This window comes from Fervidobacterium pennivorans DSM 9078, from assembly GCF_000235405.2.
GTDB classification, from domain to species: Bacteria; Thermotogota; Thermotogae; order Thermotogales; family Fervidobacteriaceae; genus Fervidobacterium; species Fervidobacterium pennivorans.
In genome coordinates, this window is sequence record NC_017095.1 from 1,253,884 (window position 1) to 1,271,872 (window position 17,989).

Consider the following 17,989-nt stretch of genomic DNA (forward strand, 5'->3'; position numbering starts at 1 on the left):
CCTCCTTATTCTCTTAATCCAAGGTATCTTTCTTCATCAGCAATCAAGTTGCCTTTGAAGGCATCTTCAAATGCCTGTCTGATGTGTTCTGGTGTTATGTCTCTTCCACCAAGACCGTAAACATAGCTACCAATCTGTGGTCTCACTGCAACTTCATAGAGCGCTGATTTTACTGCCTCGTAGAGTGGAGCTTCAGCACCAAAAGATGCAGACCTGTCAAGAACAACAACACCTTTTCTGGCGTTAAGCACTCTTTGGAATTCGGATTTTACAAAAGGTCTGAAGACCCATGGTTTTACGAGTCCGACCTTCTTACCTTCTGCTCTAAGCTCCTTTACTGTGTGCTTAATTGTTCCTGCTGTTGAACCAAGGGCAACCATTATATATTCAGCGTCGTCTACCATGAATTCGTCAAGAAGGTCGTATTTTCTCCCAGAAATCTTCGCAAATTCTTCCGCAACTTCTTTGAACACTCTTGGAACGTGCTTCATCGCTTCTATTTGCTGTCTCTTGTGTTCAAAGTAGTAATCGTAAAGGTCAAGTGGACCATACGTTACTGGTTTTGATGTATCAAGTAACGGATACATTTTGATGGGTTTCCCAACAAAGTTTTTGACTACGTCATCATCAAGAGTTTCGACTACTTCAACACCGTGGGAGATTATAAATCCATCGAAATTGACCATAACAGGAAGTCTAACATCTGGATGTTCTGCTATCCTGTATGCCATTACTGTAAAGTCGTATGCTTCCTGAGCATTTTCTGCCCAAAGTTGAATCCAGCCACTGTCTCTTTCTGCCATCGCATCGCTGTGGTCACAGTGGATGTTGATTGGACCAGAAAGCGCCCTGTTGGCAACTGCCATAACGATTGGAAGTCTCAAAGAAGCAGCAATAAATACGACTTCGTGCATAAGTGCAAGACCAACAGAAGCAGTTGCTGTGAATGCTCTTGCTCCTGCAGCTGCTGCACCAACAACCGCACTCATTGCTGAGTGTTCACTCTCAACAGGAATCATTTCGGTATCAACGACACCATCAGCCACGTATTTGGCAAAGTACTCAACAACAGGTGTTTGTGGCGTAATTGGATATGCCGCAACAACATCTGGATTTATCTGTTTCATTGCGTAAGCTATCGCTTCCGCTCCCGTAATTGCTTGTTTTAAAGGCATTTTCGCACCTCCTTACTCTTCAGCAAATTCTGTTTCTGGTTTCATGACTATAGCTCTCTTGTCTTCTGGAGCAGGCTGTTTTGTCCTTGGATCCGTACTTTTTGGACAGACATTTGCACAAAGGCCACAACCTTTACAGTAGTAGTAGTTGTAACCTTTCATCTTCGGTTTTCCATCAACAATTTCGACCACTATAGCCTGGTCCGGACAGTACAACCAGCACTGCATACAGTGGATACAGTTTTCTGGTTGGTAAACCGGTCTCATTACTCTCCAAGTCCCTGTTTTGTATTGTTTTGAATTTCCTGGTTCAACGATTAAACCACCAATTGGTATTTCCTTCCATCCTTTGAGTTCAGGCACTGCAGGTCACCTCCTCATATCCTCTGTGAAGTGCCCTAATGTTCTTTTGAACAATTTCTTCACCGAATTTCTTAAGGAACATGTCTCTAATCTTGTCTTCTACGTACTTGAGTTCAACAATACCAGTAACCCTCGCAATTGCGCCAAGAACAACCGTGTTTGGTGTACCTCTTCCAAGCTCTTCAAGCGCGATATCTGTTGCTTTTACAACACAAATTTTTCCTTGGAATCCTGTCTTTTGTCTTACCCATTCAATAGGCTTAACCGTGTTCACTATAAGTATCGTTTCGGGGGTTGTTCCCGCTAATATATCTGGGTTTCCTAAAAGTGTGTCATCAATAACAACAACAAGGCTGGGCTTTTCAACGGAACAGTGGAGTAGGATAGGTTCGTTCGAAATTCTGTTGAAGGCTTTCATCGGAGCTCCCGTTCTTTCCGCACCGTATTCTGGGAATGCTTGAACGTATTTACCCATGTCAAGTGCGGCTTCTGCAAGCATTTGGGATGCACTCTTTGCACCCTGACCAGCTCTTCCATGCCACCTGATTTCAAATATCTTCGCCGGCACGTTTTTTACCTCCTTTCGAATTTGCAAGATTTTGGAACTTTTGTGAAATATGCTGTGATTCTGATTGATAAAATTTTCACATTTATTGGTAAAATATTCTTTCAACACATAACCCCCGAGATGAAAACACCACCTCGGGGGAGATTATTTTTCCAGAGACTCGAAGCTTTAAATTGACACCAGTTTATATTTTTAAATACATCTTGTAATCAGCATCAGGGAAGATATCGTCGACATACTCGAGTCTCTGTAACTCCCCGATATCTATATTACCACTCTTTAGCATATCATACAAGTTTAAGAATCGTTTAATATGCGTTTTGGTTCTGTTAACTGCGTATTCCACACTTGTTCTTGTGGTCATTATAAACGCCCAGTCACTCGATTGTGCGAGCAATAACTCCCTAACCATCTGATTCAACACGCGAATCTTTAAAGGGTCGGTCTCATTCGCATGCTCTTTTGCAACTTCTGTCATTCTCTCAACCATTTCATGAAGGTGCGGATAAATCCAATCGTTCGTTCCATTCAACCATACTTCGTTGTAACCGTTCGCACCCCAACTTGAAGCAGCAGGGGTAAGTATCTGGACTTTCTCTATCCAATCGACGAGATCACATGCTCTAACAACTCTGAGTTTTTGACTCTTAGCTGCTTCCCTCATAAAGTATTCCAGGAAGAACGGTCCTTCGTACCACCAATGACCAAATAATTCTGCGTCAAATGGTGCAACAATTACTGGTTCAAGACCTTCGAAAAGATTTAATAAATAGTCTATCTGAGCTTCTTTCTTTCTTAGGAAGTCCTTAGCATGTTCGTATGCAGTCGCTTTCGCTTCGTCGATATCATAGTAATCTTTTTTGTCAAGAGGTGTATCTTTCGAAGTGATTTTGTGGTATTTTATACCTGTGTTCATCCTAACCCCACTTGGATCTATATAGGGCCTTATATATTCGTATTCTCTGTCGAATCCAATATCTCTGTAGAATTCTCTGTACCTTGAGTCTCCCGGATACCCAATTTGTGCGCTCCACACCTGTTCAGAGCTTTCCGGGTCTCTTGCAAATGCAAAAACGTTATTTGGAGTAACAATGGGTCTATATACTCCGTATCTTGGTCTTTCATCAGCATACCAGAATGCGTGTGAATCAACAAAGAAATACTCAAGCCCATATTCCGCCAAGTATCTATCAAGTCCTGGGAAGTAAGCGCATTCCGCCAACCATATACCGCGCGGTTTAACTCCTATATGCCTTTCGTATGTTTTGATAGCTTGTTCTAATTGCGCACGAATAGCCTGCGGATATTGTTCCATAAATGGTAAATATCCATGCGTTGCGTTGCATGTAATAATGTCCAGGTATCCTCTTGCCATGTATTCTTTGAAACCGTTAAGGATATTCTTCTTGTATACTTCACGGAATATGTAAAGTGTATCTTCAAGATTTTGCAAGTAATACTGAGCCATTTTGTGTTTTCGTGGATGCTCGTTTACTGTTCTAACAACTTCTTTGCGAGCCAATTCTATAAGTTTTTCTAAATGTTTTTCGTATTTATTTTGAAGGTCTGGATTAGCGAGCATCTCCATTAAAGGAGGGGTTATCGACATTGTAAGTTTCACAGGAACTTTATCCTGCTCCAAATTTCTGAACATTCTCAACAATGGAATGTATGTTTCCGTAATAGTTTCAAACAACCAGTGCTCTTCCAAGAAAAACGGATACTCTGGGTGATGAACGTAAGGCAAGTGTGCGTGAAGAACAAACATCATCTGTCCTCGTGGCATACTTATATCCCCTTCCCACTAAGTCGAATAACACTGATGCTTCCAGCACTCGAAATCCGAAAAAGGTGCTCCAAACCTTGGACCGAGCCACTAATTCTTTCAACAATAGGTGTTAGCATACCTTCAGATGGCATAACTATTCTCCTTCTTTTTCTTAGATCCAGCCATCTTTCTCTCGTAGACTGACTTGGAGAGTTCACTGGAACCCGGCAGAGGTTAGATCTGAGCAAATATTTGTAATTGCCGTTTGAATCGTAGTAGCCAAGTTCAGCCAAGTAATGTGCTCCAGGCATCGGGACGTTTATATAGTAATTTTTCGTAGAGAGGATATCTATAGCAACTTCAAATGTTCTGTGCGCATTTGTCCCGTCAAACTCTATGAAGGTTACATCGTAAACCCTCAAAACAACTTTTTTCACTTCCTGAGATTTCAAAAATTCTCTGTTTGCATGACTAAGGTCCCAGTAAATGTGTATCCAAAATGGATTGACAGGCATCGCAACAAGTTTGTCTTTGTTGTAGGTGTCGGGAATTGATATATCTTCTTTGAGTGGTTGTGGCGTTGTCTGAATTTGACCTGTTGAGGAAGTAGACGAGGATGGTCTTGATTGCTCCGCTTCTTCAGGTTGGACAGCTTTTGTTCTTTCGATATACCTTTCGATGAGCTTCCGTACCTCGCTTTTTGTCATCTGCTTTTTAACGGCTAAACCAAGTTCTTTTGCTTTTGCCTTTAATTCTTGAATCGTTCGTTTCTGACTTAACCATTCTTCCAACTGTTTTACAATACTCATACCAGATTCACCCCCCAGGCTTCTGTCGTAGTTTGACCTTTCATGTAAAATGTTACTACGGGGGCTCATAGTTGTAAAATGTTGTAAGAACATAAATTCTACATATATTGTTGTGTAATGTTTTATAATAGTCATTATTCGTCTTCAAACAAATGATTACAACATACTTATATTAATTTAAGAATGTATTTCCATTCATAAAATTAAGGTTTCATCAAGAAAAAGGAGTCCAAACGATGGACTACTGCAATACTAAACTTTAAAAAAGTTTAAAAAATACACTTCGATCTACTCTAGTATTCTTCTTAGAAATTCTCTCGTTCTCGGCTTTTTTGGATTTCTCAAAATCTCTTCTGGTGGTCCTTCCTCTTCAACGACACCTTGAGAAATAAATACGATTCTATCAGCCACATCCCTGGCAAATCCCATTTCATGCGTAACAACAAGCATGGTCATACCACTGCGTGCAAGGTCTTTCATGACGTCAAGAACCTCACCTACAAGTTCAGGGTCAAGGGCGGATGTAGGTTCATCAAAAAGCATGATTTCAGGGTCCATCATCAATGCCCTCGCAATCGCAACTCTTTGTTTTTGACCACCGGAAAGTTGTTCTGGGTAGGCATCTATTTTGTCAAGTAGACCAACTCTACTAAGTAATACTTTCGCCTTCTCAATTGCCTCTTCTCTTGGCATTTTTTTCACCTTAGTCGGAGCAAGAATTAGATTGTCTAATACGTTCATATGAGGAAACAGATTGAATTGTTGGAAGACCATACCTATTCTTGTTCTGAGCTGATTTACATCGTATTCGTCGATATCCACGCCATCTAAGTATATCTTGCCGCCTTGATATTCTTCGAGTTTGTTTATACATCTCAAAAGTGTGCTTTTTCCTCCACCACTGGGACCGATGATAACAATTGTTTCACCTCTTTTGACTTGTAGGTTTATTCCCTTCAGGACTTCCAGTTTTCCAAAACGTTTCACCAAGTTCTCTATCTTAATAATGATTTTTTCCGTGCCATCATTTAACTTGCTCATTTCACTAATTGCTTCATTGTTATTACTCATGCTGTAGCCATCCTCCTTTCAATATACCTAACTATGCGGGAGATGACGAATGTCATGACAAAATATATGAACGCTATCCCAAAGTATATAGAGAATGTTTGAAATGTTCGAGATATTATAAATTGTCCACTTCTCATCAATTCAGAAACACCTATCACAGATGCAAGGGAACTATCTTTTGTTAGGGTTATGAATTCGTTACCAAGTGCTGGTAAAATGTTCCTAAAAGCCTGTGGAAGGATTATGTACCTCATCGCTTGCCAGTGAGTTAATCCCAATGAACGCGCAGCTTCGTACTGACCTCTTGGAATAGACTGAATACCCGCACGAACGATTTCCGCAATATATGCACCGCTGTTTAATCCAAGTGCCGTTATTGCTGCTGGGTATGGTGCGAGTTGTATTCCAAGTTGTGGTAAACCAAAATAGATAATTGATATCTGAACGAGCAGTGGAGTTCCACGCAAAAACTCTACATATGCAGTACAAGGATAATTTATTAGTTTTATCTTAGATAACCTTCCCATACCGATGAAAGTTCCTAAGATTAATCCTATACCAACGGAAAAGGCTGTAAGTTTAAGCGTTTCCCATGCACCAACAAGAAGAAATGGAAAACTTTTTAGTAATTCTATCAACGCTTCCACAACTTTCCCTCCCGAATAGAGACTCTAAACTGTTCTTGTCTCCCATAAAAAGGTCAGAAAAACAAAGAAGCCCCCTTTATGTTTCAACACAAAGGGGGCTTTTTACGAATTATTCAAACCACTTCTGGATTAACTTGTTATACACGCCAGAGCCTTTCAAAATATCAAGTGTCTGATTTACGAAATTCAATAATTCTTTGTTCCCCTTCTTAACCGCTATTCCGTAAGTTTCGCCAGTATCTATGACAGCACTAATCAAGAACTTTGGAAATTTCTTTACGTAAGCTTTTGCTGGTGCTTCATCAAGTACTACCGCATCAACACGGCCATTTTGCAATTCCAAAAACGCATCAGTGAATTTTTGGAACCTAACAACTTGTATTCCGTTGATCTCGCTGATAACTAAATCTCCCGTAGTTCCAAGCTGGACTGCCACCTTTTTACCAACAAGCTCTTCTAACTTCTTTGGTTCGAATCTCCCGTCCTTTCTTACAACTATCGCTTGGTTTGCCTCAAAATAAGGCTTCGAGAAATCAACAACCTTTGCCCTTTCTTCGGTAATAGTCATACCTGCGATGATTAAGTCGATCTTCCCTTGCAATAGAGCCGGAATCAAACTATCAAATGGCAGGTTCACTATCTCGAGCTTAACACCTAGCCTTTTTGCCAGTTCGTTAGCGATGTCTATATCAAAACCAACAACTTGGTTTTTCTCGTCAACGAACTCAAATGGTGGAAACGTTGGTTCAGTGCCTACAATTAGTTTTCCTCTTTTCTTAATCTCTGTAAGGCTTTGTGCAAAACTCAGTGTTACAACTATCACGATAGCAACAAGTAAAACTAGCACAGCGATCCTTTTCATACAACATCCCTCCTCGTGTTATAAAATCAAGAAAAGCTTAACAAAGCTTACTTAAAATTACATCTGTGCAGAAACTATCCAAGTAACTTGACCAGTTTGCACATTGTACTTTCCAACTGCATTAAAGAAAGAATTTGCAATGCCTAACCCAAATACCCAGTCATTGTTACCCGGTTGTCCAACATATACGTAAATCATACTCACCGGCAATGCAAGTTCCCAGGTGTAGGTGAATGAACCTCCGAGAACATCCTTTAAACTCGGAACTGTGAATCTAAATAGGAAGTAACCGACATCGCAAGATTCAACTTTGAAATTAACAGTGGCATTTAACCAATCCAAAGAATCATTCAAAACAAACTGACCGTCTTGTTTTTTGAAAACTCCCCTGTTTTCAAACGAAAGTTCAAAGCGTGACCATGAAGCGAACAAGAAAGACGTCTTTTTGTAGCTCGCAATTCCAAACGCAACGGTTGGTGTTTCGTATGCACTCAAATCTGATATTTGCTCAAAATTCGGGACATTTGAACTAAGTGCAACGAATAATCCACTCGTAGAAATCCCCAAACCAACGTACACAGGTTGATTTAGCTCAAAGTTTGGATACTCAACGGTTGTACCAAGTGACAAGTTTAGTCCAAAAATGTCCAAATATCCCTCAACACCTATAGTATAAACTCCTTCAGAACTTCCAGGAACAAGCGTAGCCCTGATGATGTAAGGCTGAGCAACCACACTTGAAGGTTTTGAAGCATTCAATAACTGAGAGACATCAACTCCCTGAGCATAGGTAAGCACAAAGGTAATAATCAGAAAAATGAACGTAAGTTTTTTCATATTTTCCACTCCTTTCATCAAGATTTTTTCAAGCTCGGAGCTTTTTTTCAATCAAAGTGAGATCTCCAAATTCCGAGAATAGTTCATCGATTGTTTTTAGAAATCCAAGTCTGTTAAGCCTTATATCTTCTTCTTCAACCATCACAAATACTTTATCAAAGTACCTGTCTATAAATGGTCTGAGTTCTGTTATCTTTCTCAAAGCATCTTTGTAGTTGAGATGTTTGATGTAATCGAGAACCACTGGTTTTATTTCAAGATATTTTTCGAACAATTCTTTTTCTTCATTCTGAACGAATTTTGCGGAATCAAAATAATCAGACTCATGCTTTTTGCTTATATTATGGACCCTCTCGAACCCAACCAAAAGATGTTCAAACTCATCGGTCCCGACTAATTCCATAATCGCCTGTGCCGAAAGAATACCTCTCAAAGGTTTGTTCCAAAGTTCTCTAACTGCACGCGCGATATCGTATCTCAAACGAGTGTTATAAAGTTCGAATCTGTTTTCAAAAAAATCAAAAAGTCCTGTTGGCAATTCTTTATTTAGCTCTTCACATGCTGCAAATATGATTGGTTTCAAATCCAAATCCCAAGAGAACTTTTCCACGATTGAGTAAATATCATCGACCTTACTTCTTAATCCGTATGGATCTTTCGAACCGCTGGGTATATTACCAATCACGAAATTTCCAACAACCGTGTCTATCCTATCCGCAATACCCACAACTGCACCTTCGATGGTTGTTGGATTGTTAGAATAATGTTCTTCAATGCCCCATGCGACATCTTTTGGTTCACCATCTTTAATGGCATAAATTCTACCCATTATACCTTGTAGCTCCGGAAATTCGTATACAACATGTGAACCAATGTCTGCCTTACACAGTCTTGCTGTCCTTAATATTGTACCACTTTTCTTTTCCAATCCCAAAATCTCAATTATTTGTTGTGAGAGTTTTTCTATCCTTTGTACTTTATCGTACAACGTTCCAAGCTCCTTTTGAAACACCATTTCTTTGAGTTTCTCGTTGAAACTTTCAAGCGGGACTCTTATGTCTTTGTCGTAGTAGTATCTGGCATCTTCTAATCGGGCATTGATAACTCTCTCGTAACCTTTTCTTGCATTGCCTTTTACGTCTTCTGGCATGTCGATGAATGCCAGGAATAAATTGGTTATCTTTCCATTTTTCTTTACCGTGAAAGACCTTTGGTGATGTTTAATCGTTGTTCTAATCAATTCTTCTGGAAGCTCTAAATATTTTTCTAAAAACTCACCTTGTATCATCTTCGGGTATTCTGTTAGTATTGCAACTTCCTCTATCAAAGACTCATCTTTGTCAACTTCGAACCCCAGTTTTTCAAACTCTTCAAGTTGCTTCAAAATAAATTCTCTTCGCTTTTCAATTTGTGGAATGACATAATAACTGTTCATCTTCTCCAAGTAGTCCCTATAGGAATTTACTTCAAAGTAGTCATCTTTAACAAAACGATGTCCAACGGTTTTGTTCGATGATTTCAACCCGAAAATTTCCATATCAAGAATTCTTCCGTCGTAAACAGCCAAAACATGATGAGGTATTCTTACAAATTCGTACTTTCCATCTCCCCATTTCATAGGCTTTCTGAATTTCAAACCATAAATTATCTGAGGTACAACCTTCTTCAAGACGTCCTCTGTCTTTATACCTTTTTGTATTTTCGTTATGTAGACATAGTTCTCTACTATTTTGACATCTTCAAGCGTTGAACCGTTCGATTTCAAAAAACCAAGCAACGCCTTTGTAGGTTGTCCATCTTTATCATATGCCACGTTCACCGCCGGACCTTTCTTTTCAAAAACTCTATCTGGAGTGGTGTCAGAAAGACCATCCAAGACGAATCCGAATCTTCTTGGAGCCACAAAGACTTCGAACTTTTCGAATTGAACTCCTTCATTCTTTAATGTATCTGGCACCTTCTCAGAAAGTTGTTGAATTATCACGGGCACTTCCGTTGTTGGGAGCTCTTCAACTCCTATTTCAAAAAGGAATTCACTCATTTTTACCACCCTCCGCTTCAACAAATGCCTTTGCACATTTACTTGCCATAGCTCTTATGTCTCTTATAAATGTCTGCCTTTGCGCAACACTTATTGCATTTCGTGCATCAAGCAAGTTGAATGTATGCGAACACTTAAGCAATTGTTCATACGCAGGGAAGAGCAAACCTTTTTCTATTAATCTCTCAAACTCTTTTCTGTATATATCGTAAAGTGTAAATAGCGCATCAGTGTTGGCTTCTTCGAAGTTGTAGATAGAAAATTGCCTTTCGTTTTCTTTGAAAAGTTCTCCGTATCTAACATCTTTGTTCCACATTACATCATAAACGTTATCGACACCCTGTAGATACATGGCTATCCTTTCCACGCCATATGTGATTTCCAAAGGAATTTCTGATAACGAAATTCCTCCAACTTGTTGGAAGTAGGTAAATTGAGTAATCTCCATACCATCGAGCCAAACTTCCCATCCGATTCCCCATGCACCAAGCGTTGGCGATTCCCAGTTGTCTTCAACAAAGCGTATATCGTGCTCTTTTGGGTCTATTCCGAGTGCTTTTAACGACTCCAAATAAAGCTCTTGGGACCTTTCTGGATGTGGCTTGAGTATCACTTGGTATTGATAGAATCTTTGCATTCTATTTGGATTTTCCCCGTACCTACCATCAGTGGGTCTTCGGCTTGGTTGCACAAAAGCAACATTCCAAGGTCTTTTCCTCAATACACCAAAGAAGGTTGATGTATGGAATGTTCCAGCTCCCATTTCCATGTCGTAGGGTTGTTCAATAAAGCAACCTTGGCTTGCCCAAAATTCATCGAGGGTCTTTATCACGTCCTGCAAGTACACATCGGGTTCCTCCTTTCAAATTTATAATATTCCACAATTAAAACTCACCCAAAGATTTTCTCTATTACATACGCCCAAAATGGAAGTGTCACTAAAGAAAAGAGTGTTGTAAGTGCAACAGTCATTCCTGCCTTCGGAACAAGTTCCTTTTTAAAAGCACCTATAACCACAACACTGTTGACACCTATAGGCATGGCACATTCAAGGAGGAAGACTTTTGCTTCGAGTGGTTCAAAAAAGAACGCTATTGGTAGCAACATCAGAGGAATTAACAAAAGTCGTTCAACAATTACCAGGCTGTAACCCTTTATTTCCGAAGTCTCAAATTTGATTCTCGATATACCAAGTCCAACTTGTAATAGTAAAAACGGTATCGCCATTTCTTTGAGCCAGTTAAAGGCCGTAAGAACTCCTCCAGGAAGTTGTTTATACGAAATTCCTGCTATTCCAAATCCCCAACCCAAAATGATAGCATAGAGGAAAGGAAGCTTCAAAATATTTCTTACCTCAAGCTTACCCCTGATAAGGGCTGGAAGTAAGGTGCTACCTACAAGTACATTTACGAATGAATAAACCACACCAAGCGCAAGAGCTTTTTCTCCCCAAAGTGCCATTAGTACTGGATAACCAAGGTATCCAGAGTTCACATACACATTTCCCGTGAAGAATATCTCCCTGTCTTCTTTATGTAACCTCGAAATCAAGAACGATATAGCAAACATCACGGAAAAGCCAATTCCATAACGCAAGAGCACACCAGCAGTAGGAATGTAGTCGTTCATGAAAGCAAAGGTTACAATAGGTGCCATTAACCAAGTAGCAATTTTATTGAAAAGAGTGATATCTTCTTTGAACAGCTTACCATAGATATAACCGACAAACATCATTATAAAGGAAGGAACCACCGCATTAAATGCTTGCTTTATCAAAACTTTTCCCTCACTTTTAATTCTAATCTCAGAAAGATTTGCTGAAAGAAACCCCAAAGTTACCTGAGAAGAACGGCAAGTTGTTTCCTTCTTGGGGTCTTAAAAGTGGCTTTCTTACATTGTCACTACTAACTTCAACAAGTGTTGATGCATTCCAAATAAAGCCTGCGCTGACAGAAGCCCAGAATTTAAGATGTCTTGAAATGCTTTCGGAATAGGAAATCGTACCAATTGCCCTATATTCTTTTACCGGATCATCGAGCAGATGCGTTCCTGGTAAATACGTCGTTCTATCGTTCCAGGGGTTAACTGGTGACCTTTCGCCAAGAATAACGAATTCAAAATTTGCGTTAAAATTTGGAATAAAACTCGGTGCATAATTAACCATGAACGCTAAGTTGTTTTCTCCATATTTGTAACCTGCGTATAACAATTCAAACGGTAATACTACATTCTTTCCATCCCTAGTGTAAATAAAATAAGGATAATACGTATATCCATAGAACATTTGGTTACCAGATTCTGCCGATGGTTGGAATGTATACTTAGTTGCTCCAGCATGATAAAAGCTAAAAGTTCCAATACTTGTTTTTTGAACCAAACCAATTGACCAAGCAATCTTGTCTGGGTTTTGGTAACTTTCTGGATAGATGAATCTATTCATGTTTATATCATCGACAAGAACTTGCGCATAGTAATATCTGTCAATATCTGTGTAATCTAAAAAGAATCCGCTTATATAATTTGTTTCTCCGACACCTTCCGGATAGGGTCTCCCAGCATCGTTTACGTACTGAATGAAAAATGAAGGAATCGGATTTGCGAAATACTCAAAGTTAAAAGTTTGTCCAACATACACGGTAATGTCTTCGTATCCGAATCTGAGATTCCCAATTCTCAAAGCGTAGACTTTGTAGTTTGAACTTTTTAATTTTTCGCGTTCATCTGTTCCAAATTTGAGTTCACACAGCTGTGTCCACCTTGTTATGTATATGAACTTCCCATCATCGAATGAAACATCTACTGTATTTCTGGGGATATTGACTGATGAAATGAAAAGAGAGTATGGACTTGGAACAACATCCCCTAGGTGTGTTTTACCTAACGTAACTGAAAAATTATCATTTCTAAGAGATATCGAACCTTCTTTAAAATCAAAATAAAACCCCGCGTAGTATGACTCAGAAAATGGATCGTTAAAAACACCGTCATTTTTTGCAACCATAGAAGCTTTGAATTCGAAAGCATCAGAGAGATGTAAGAGGCCAATATCAAAAGTCCAGAAAGATGAATTGTTTATAACTTCCCTTTCGTTGTACATCAAAAAAAGTTTGCTACCAAAGTTATAGCTACTTGCCAAAGAAAATTCTAAGGCAAAGGCTGAAGTAATATATGATAAACCAAACAAAAACAACAAAAAGAAAAGCTTTAGATTTCCTGCTCCTCCTTTTTCCATACGACCTTTCCTCCGTGTGTAATAGAGTTTACTTCGGACGGTATTGAAATCCCTTGATTAATAACTTCAAGTATCAAGTCAACAGGAAGCGAGGTTTCAAACCAAATCTCCTCAACCCTGATTTCTTCCCATCCTCTGTCCGCAAACCTTTGGATAACCTTTTCGACAGCTTTCTTGTATTTTTCAAAATCCATTTCATATTTGCCCATAACGCCACCTCCGGTTTATTTCTTGATGATAATTTTATCACGTAGAACAAACTCTGCAAACTTTTCTAATCCGTGATTTTAAATACTTTCCATACTCATCATTGTTCAAACTAGTTATAGATACACACATATTATGACCATTTGCATGCACAATTTTCCCATCTCCGATGTACATCATTACATGTCCTTCCATGTAAAGCAAATCACCAGACATTAGTTTTTCTTGTTCATCGATTGTCGCAATCTTTGGATATCTATTTTCCTGATCACTTGCATCCCTTGGCATGTCGACATTCAGCGCAACATCATAAAGCCGATTAACGAAACCGGAACAGTCAAAACCATAAGAAGATGTTCCACCCCAAAGATATGGAATTCCAATCATCTGGAGTGCAAGTTCAACCACAGAATTGAAATTCTCATTTGGTTCATCAACTACATTATAAATGAATCCATTCGGCATGAAAAAATCTTTTCCGTTTTCAGTGTAGAGTCTACTCCCAAATGGCAGTAAGAAATTCACAGGACCGCTTATCCTGCAAAACGGTACGGAAACCTTTATCATTTTAAATTTGATAATCTGCTTATATTCCTCTTCACTCATAAAATACAGGGTATTTTTATTCACGTAACCTTTATAATCAAGTCTTACATCCCGCACGAAGATGTAATCAAATTTTTCCAAGATTTGAATGTCTTCCAAAATCTCCACAATCTCTCCAAAAACAAGTTGATGAACCCTTTCGCTTCTAAATTTTCGTTCCGCGCGCACATCTGTAACAGGTGTCACAACTATCGCATTCATTATCGCACGTCCTTTTATGAAATGTATTTCAAGCATATTATACCACATCCCCGTTCACTATTGAGTTTAATCCTTTTCAAAGAGATTAAGCAAGAAAATCTAACGGTGAAAAAGCATGACCAACTATACTGAACGATTCTCGGACAAAACAAGACTTTTTAGCTGCTATTCGCGTTGCAATTTTCACAGCCGTTTTGGTAAAATGTTGACAGGAAATTCCGGTAACGTTACCAGAAAGATTACAGTTAAGCAGAAGAAAAGACGATCTCAAAAAAGTTCTTTATATTTCGCAAACAGCATGTTGGTGCATTCAAGAGGTACATCACAACCTTTGAGGAGGTGGAAAGTATGAAGAGGAGTTTCTCTAGGATTTTAGTTGTTCTCTTGATTGGTTTGGCGGCTCTGTTGTATGCTGAAAAGGCAAAGATAACCATCTGGGCTTGGGACCCGAACTTCAACATTCCGATTATGCAAGAAGCTGCGGCAAGGTACAAGAAAATCAACCCAGATGTCGAGTTTGAGATTGTAAATATGGCAAAAGCAGATGTAGAACAAAAACTGAATACAATACTCGCGTCTGGAGTAAAAACAGGACTTCCTGAAATAGTCCTTATCGAAGATTACAACGCGCAAAAATATCTCCAATCATATCCTGGGGCTTTTGCTGATTTAACAAAACACTTTACCTGGTCAGAATTCGCTCCATACAAAGTAAAACTCATGACTTTAAACAACAAAGTTTACGGTGTCCCATTTGACTCAGGTGTCGCAGGATTTTTCTACAGAATAGACTACATTGAACAAGCTGGTTTCAAACCATCCGACCTCGAAAACATTACATGGGACAGGTTCATTGAAATTGGAAAAGTTGTTAAACAAAAGACAGGAAAGTACATGATTGCAGCAGACTCATACGACGGAGGTTTAATGAGAATACTTTTGCAATCGGCTGGAAGTTGGTACTTTGACAAATCCGGAAAACCATATATTGCAAATAACCCTGTTTTGAAAGAAGCACTCAGGCTCTACAAGGAAATCAAAGACTCCGGTATTGCAAAGGAAGTTTCAGGTTGGAACGAATGGGTAGGTGCATTTAACAGAGGTGAAGTCGCAGCCGTTGTAACTGGTGTGTGGATTATTGGTTCCATTAAAGCTGAAAAAAGTCAGGCAGGTAAGTGGAGAGTTGCACCTGTTCCAAGAATGAACCTTAAGGAATCCGTTAATGCATCAAACCTCGGTGGCTCAAGCTGGTATGTATTGCAAAACAGCAAGTACAGAGATGTTGCTATCGATTTCTTGAAGAAAATATACGCACGTGATGCCGATTTCTATCAAAAGATATTAGTCAAATATGGAGCAGTTGGCACATGGCTACCAGCTCAAGGTGGTTCTGCTTACAAAGCAAAAGATCCGTTCTTCGGTAACCAACAAGTCTTCCAACTCTTCTCAGAATGGATGAAGAAGATACCACCAGTGGACTTCGGTGTTTACACTTATGAAGCAGACGCCGCAATTATGAGTGTGATGCCCGATGTTTACACTGGGAAACTCTCTATAGACGAAGCTTTGAAGAAAGCAGAACAACAATTTTTAAACTCAATTAGGTGATTTTGCATCTCTTCCGGGAAGGTCTCCGGACCTTCCCGTTTTTTTAATACCCCCTCAAAGATGTCAAGGAGGAATGAAAAAATGCCAAGAAGCCGTAAAAGAAAAGGTTTAGAATCTGTTTGGGATAAATGGGGATGGATATTTGTTAGCCTTATGCTGGCTGGTGTAATCTTATTTGTCTTCTACCCCATTTTATATTCTCTCTATCTTTCAACCTTTTCGACAAGGGGTTTTTTAAAAAACTTTGTAGGTTTGGGTAACTACATAAAGCTTTTTAAGGATACATACTTTCTTCTTTCTCTGAAAAATATCCTAACAATCCTAGTGATTCAAGTTCCGATCATGCTCTTCCTTGCTTTGATTTTCGCAACGTTGCTGAATGACCCTAAGGTAAAATTCAAAGGTATTTATCGAACGGCACTTTTTCTTCCCGCAGTTACTTCTTTAGTTGCGTACACAGTAATTTTTAGAGTAATGTTCAGTAACGATGGTCTTGTGAACCATGTGCTTATGACTATCGGTCTTATAAAGGAGCCGATAAGGTGGTTGCTTGATCCTTTTTGGGCAAAGGTGACTTTGATAATAGCTTTGACCTGGAGATGGACAGGTTACAACATGATGTTCTACTTAGCAGGACTGCAAAATATACCAATAGAAGTTTACGAAGCTGCTGAAATTGATGGTGCAACAAAAACTGTGCAGTTTTTTAAAATCACGCTTCCCTTGCTAAAACCCATTATTCTTTTCACAACGATCACATCTACGATAGGTACTTTGCAACTTTTCGACGAACCGATGAACTTAGCAGCTGGTGTTGTAACAGGTTCAAGTGTTGGACCCGGGAATTCACTTCTAACTCCTTCTGTCTATATATACAACGTGTGTTTCAAATACTCTCCAAACTTTGGTTATGCTTCAGCTATTTCGTATGTCATAGTTATGATTTCTGCAGTTCTTGCTATTATTCAGTTTAAAGTGGCAGGTGAGAAAGAATGAACAGAAAATTGAGATACATTCTCATATACTTATTTCTTACAATATCAGCCTTCATATCTGTTTTTCCGTTTTACTGGATGATCGTTGGAAGCACCAACAGTTCTGTTGATGTTTTGAAAGGAAAACTCACTTTTGGAGGGGAATTTTTGAACAACCTGAAAAATCTGTGGGAGAACTACAATTTAGGAAAAATCCTTCTAAATTCAACCAAGATCTCGCTCTTCGTTGTGGTATTTTCAATTATCGTTTCATCAATGGCCGGATATGGTTTTGAAATATACGCTTCAAGGTCGCGGAACAGGGTATATTCTGCTCTCTTACTTACTATGATGATTCCATTCGCAGCCCTAATGGTTCCACTTTTCAGACTTATGTATTTCTTCAATCTTATAGACTCTCATTGGGGTGTCATTCTACCGATGATTCCTTCTGTATTTCTAACATTTTTCTTCAGACAAAGTTTCAAGCAGTATCCGAAAGAAATTATAATGGCAGCGAGGGTTGATGGTGCAAACGAATTGAGGATATTTTTCTCGATAGTCTTACCATCGATGAAGTCCGCATACGCTGCAGCAGCAATATATTCTTTTATGACAAGTTGGAATGCATATCTCTGGCCACTTGTCATTATACAAAGTGAACAAAATAAAACTATTGTTCTTATGATTTCCAGTATTGCATCAGGTTATACACCAGATTTTGGAGTTGTCATGATGGCGGTTGTTATTGCAACTTTACCAATGCTCGTTGTCTTCTTTGCTTTACAGAAACAGTTTGTTCAAGGTGTTCTTGGATCAGTAAAACAATGATTTTGAGAATAGCCTACTTTGCCGTGGATGGCTTTGCAGACAGAAAATGGCAGTTTGTAAAATAGTTTTTGTTCATGCAAAGTAGAATATTTTTTGCAAAGTTGTGTTCGTGGGCATGCTATATTTAAAAACATTGCGTCTGAAAAGTTAAAATGACCGATGTTGATATCATCACCTTTAAAGCGGGGG

General features: G+C 39.1%; 18 protein-coding genes. 3 read left to right on the forward strand and 15 right to left on the reverse strand.

Annotated features, from left to right (window positions below):
* Nucleotides 1–5: 5 nt before the first annotated feature.
* The 15 genes from porA to FERPE_RS05945 all read right to left on the reverse strand — a co-directional run bounded on the left by porA (nt 6) and on the right by FERPE_RS05945 (nt 14,423).
* Complete coding sequence (porA, locus tag FERPE_RS05875; RefSeq protein WP_014451729.1) at nt 6–1,175, reverse strand: pyruvate synthase subunit PorA; 1,170 nt, start codon at nt 1,173–1,175, stop codon at nt 6–8.
* Between the two features lie 12 nt (nt 1,176–1,187).
* Nucleotides 1,188–1,538: a 4Fe-4S binding protein gene (locus tag FERPE_RS05880; protein ID WP_014451730.1), complete on the reverse strand. Its 351-nt coding sequence runs from the start codon at nt 1,536–1,538 to the stop codon at nt 1,188–1,190.
* A complete protein-coding gene (locus FERPE_RS05885) occupies nt 1,531–2,106 on the reverse strand; it encodes a 2-oxoacid:acceptor oxidoreductase subunit gamma family protein (RefSeq protein WP_014451731.1) in 576 nt (191 codons plus the stop codon). Before FERPE_RS05885 ends, FERPE_RS05880 begins: the two co-directional genes overlap by 8 nt.
* A 184-nt stretch (nt 2,107–2,290) precedes the next feature.
* The gene (locus FERPE_RS05890; protein ID WP_041262849.1) at nt 2,291–3,892 is read right to left on the reverse strand and encodes a glycoside hydrolase family 57 protein; all 1,602 of its coding nucleotides are present in this window, start codon (nt 3,890–3,892) and stop codon (nt 2,291–2,293) included.
* A 2-nt stretch (nt 3,893–3,894) separates the two neighbouring features.
* The gene (locus tag FERPE_RS05895; RefSeq protein ID WP_014451733.1) at nt 3,895–4,683 is read right to left on the reverse strand and encodes a DUF4912 domain-containing protein; all 789 of its coding nucleotides are present in this window, start codon (nt 4,681–4,683) and stop codon (nt 3,895–3,897) included.
* A gap of 288 nt (nt 4,684–4,971) precedes the next feature.
* Entirely contained in the window at nt 4,972–5,724 is a 753-nt protein-coding gene (locus FERPE_RS05900; RefSeq protein WP_275045760.1) for an amino acid ABC transporter ATP-binding protein, read from the reverse strand.
* 26 nt (nt 5,725–5,750) lie between these two features.
* Nucleotides 5,751–6,401, reverse strand: a complete 651-nt coding sequence (locus tag FERPE_RS05905) for an amino acid ABC transporter permease (RefSeq protein WP_014451735.1) — start codon at nt 6,399–6,401, stop codon at nt 5,751–5,753.
* Nucleotides 6,402–6,510: 109 nt separating this feature from the next.
* On the reverse strand, nt 6,511–7,263 hold the full coding sequence (locus FERPE_RS05910) for a basic amino acid ABC transporter substrate-binding protein (RefSeq protein WP_014451736.1): 753 nt from the start codon (nt 7,261–7,263) through the stop codon (nt 6,511–6,513).
* A 57-nt stretch (nt 7,264–7,320) separates the two neighbouring features.
* Nucleotides 7,321–8,100, reverse strand: a complete 780-nt coding sequence (locus FERPE_RS05915; RefSeq protein ID WP_014451737.1) for a hypothetical protein — start codon at nt 8,098–8,100, stop codon at nt 7,321–7,323.
* 28 nt (nt 8,101–8,128) lie between these two features.
* Complete coding sequence (gene glyS / locus FERPE_RS05920; protein WP_014451738.1) at nt 8,129–10,141, reverse strand: glycine--tRNA ligase subunit beta; 2,013 nt, start codon at nt 10,139–10,141, stop codon at nt 8,129–8,131.
* The gene (locus tag FERPE_RS05925; protein ID WP_014451739.1) at nt 10,134–10,988 is read right to left on the reverse strand and encodes a glycine--tRNA ligase subunit alpha; all 855 of its coding nucleotides are present in this window, start codon (nt 10,986–10,988) and stop codon (nt 10,134–10,136) included. The genes glyS and FERPE_RS05925 overlap by 8 nt, the downstream gene beginning before the upstream one ends.
* 44 nt (nt 10,989–11,032) lie before the next feature.
* A complete protein-coding gene (locus FERPE_RS05930; RefSeq protein ID WP_014451740.1) occupies nt 11,033–11,917 on the reverse strand; it encodes an AEC family transporter in 885 nt (294 codons plus the stop codon).
* Between the two features lie 28 nt (nt 11,918–11,945).
* Nucleotides 11,946–13,373, reverse strand: coding sequence for a hypothetical protein (locus tag FERPE_RS05935; RefSeq protein WP_014451741.1), 1,428 nt, complete (start codon nt 13,371–13,373; stop codon nt 11,946–11,948).
* The gene (locus tag FERPE_RS05940; RefSeq protein WP_014451742.1) at nt 13,346–13,582 is read right to left on the reverse strand and encodes a hypothetical protein; all 237 of its coding nucleotides are present in this window, start codon (nt 13,580–13,582) and stop codon (nt 13,346–13,348) included. The genes FERPE_RS05935 and FERPE_RS05940 overlap by 28 nt, the downstream gene beginning before the upstream one ends.
* Before the next feature lie 37 nt (nt 13,583–13,619).
* The gene (locus FERPE_RS05945; protein ID WP_014451743.1) at nt 13,620–14,423 is read right to left on the reverse strand and encodes a C40 family peptidase; all 804 of its coding nucleotides are present in this window, start codon (nt 14,421–14,423) and stop codon (nt 13,620–13,622) included.
* Nucleotides 14,424–14,735: 312 nt separating this feature from the next.
* Between FERPE_RS05945 and FERPE_RS05950 the strand changes: the two genes are divergently transcribed.
* The 3 genes from FERPE_RS05950 to FERPE_RS05960 all read left to right on the forward strand — a co-directional run bounded on the left by FERPE_RS05950 (nt 14,736) and on the right by FERPE_RS05960 (nt 17,800).
* The gene (locus FERPE_RS05950; RefSeq protein ID WP_014451744.1) at nt 14,736–15,995 is read left to right on the forward strand and encodes an ABC transporter substrate-binding protein; all 1,260 of its coding nucleotides are present in this window, start codon (nt 14,736–14,738) and stop codon (nt 15,993–15,995) included.
* Between the two features lie 81 nt (nt 15,996–16,076).
* Nucleotides 16,077–16,991, forward strand: coding sequence for a carbohydrate ABC transporter permease (locus FERPE_RS05955; protein ID WP_014451745.1), 915 nt, complete (start codon nt 16,077–16,079; stop codon nt 16,989–16,991).
* Nucleotides 16,988–17,800: a carbohydrate ABC transporter permease gene (locus tag FERPE_RS05960; protein WP_014451746.1), complete on the forward strand. Its 813-nt coding sequence runs from the start codon at nt 16,988–16,990 to the stop codon at nt 17,798–17,800. The genes FERPE_RS05955 and FERPE_RS05960 overlap by 4 nt, the downstream gene beginning before the upstream one ends.
* Nucleotides 17,801–17,989: the final 189 nt, after the last annotated feature.

Excerpts from the sequence above, each read along its gene's own strand:
- FERPE_RS05895 (WP_014451733.1), bottom strand. The coding sequence starts at position 4,683 with ATGAGTATTGTAAAACAGTTGGAAGAATGGTTAAGTCAGAAACGAACG.
- FERPE_RS05890 (WP_041262849.1), bottom strand. The coding sequence starts at position 3,892 with ATGCCACGAGGACAGATGATGTTTGTTCTTCACGCACACTTGCCTTAC.
- FERPE_RS05940 (WP_014451742.1), bottom strand. The coding sequence starts at position 13,582 with ATGGGCAAATATGAAATGGATTTTGAAAAATACAAGAAAGCTGTCGAA.
- FERPE_RS05910 (WP_014451736.1), bottom strand. The coding sequence starts at position 7,263 with ATGAAAAGGATCGCTGTGCTAGTTTTACTTGTTGCTATCGTGATAGTT.
- FERPE_RS05950 (WP_014451744.1), top strand. The coding sequence starts at position 14,736 with ATGAAGAGGAGTTTCTCTAGGATTTTAGTTGTTCTCTTGATTGGTTTG.
- FERPE_RS05915 (WP_014451737.1), bottom strand. The coding sequence starts at position 8,100 with ATGAAAAAACTTACGTTCATTTTTCTGATTATTACCTTTGTGCTTACC.
- FERPE_RS05945 (WP_014451743.1), bottom strand. The coding sequence starts at position 14,423 with ATGCTTGAAATACATTTCATAAAAGGACGTGCGATAATGAATGCGATA.
- glyS (WP_014451738.1), bottom strand. The coding sequence starts at position 10,141 with ATGAGTGAATTCCTTTTTGAAATAGGAGTTGAAGAGCTCCCAACAACG.
- FERPE_RS05935 (WP_014451741.1), bottom strand. The coding sequence starts at position 13,373 with ATGGAAAAAGGAGGAGCAGGAAATCTAAAGCTTTTCTTTTTGTTGTTT.
- FERPE_RS05900 (WP_275045760.1), bottom strand. The coding sequence starts at position 5,724 with ATGAGCAAGTTAAATGATGGCACGGAAAAAATCATTATTAAGATAGAG.
- porA (WP_014451729.1), bottom strand. The coding sequence starts at position 1,175 with ATGCCTTTAAAACAAGCAATTACGGGAGCGGAAGCGATAGCTTACGCA.
- FERPE_RS05960 (WP_014451746.1), top strand. The coding sequence starts at position 16,988 with ATGAACAGAAAATTGAGATACATTCTCATATACTTATTTCTTACAATA.
- FERPE_RS05955 (WP_014451745.1), top strand. The coding sequence starts at position 16,077 with ATGCCAAGAAGCCGTAAAAGAAAAGGTTTAGAATCTGTTTGGGATAAA.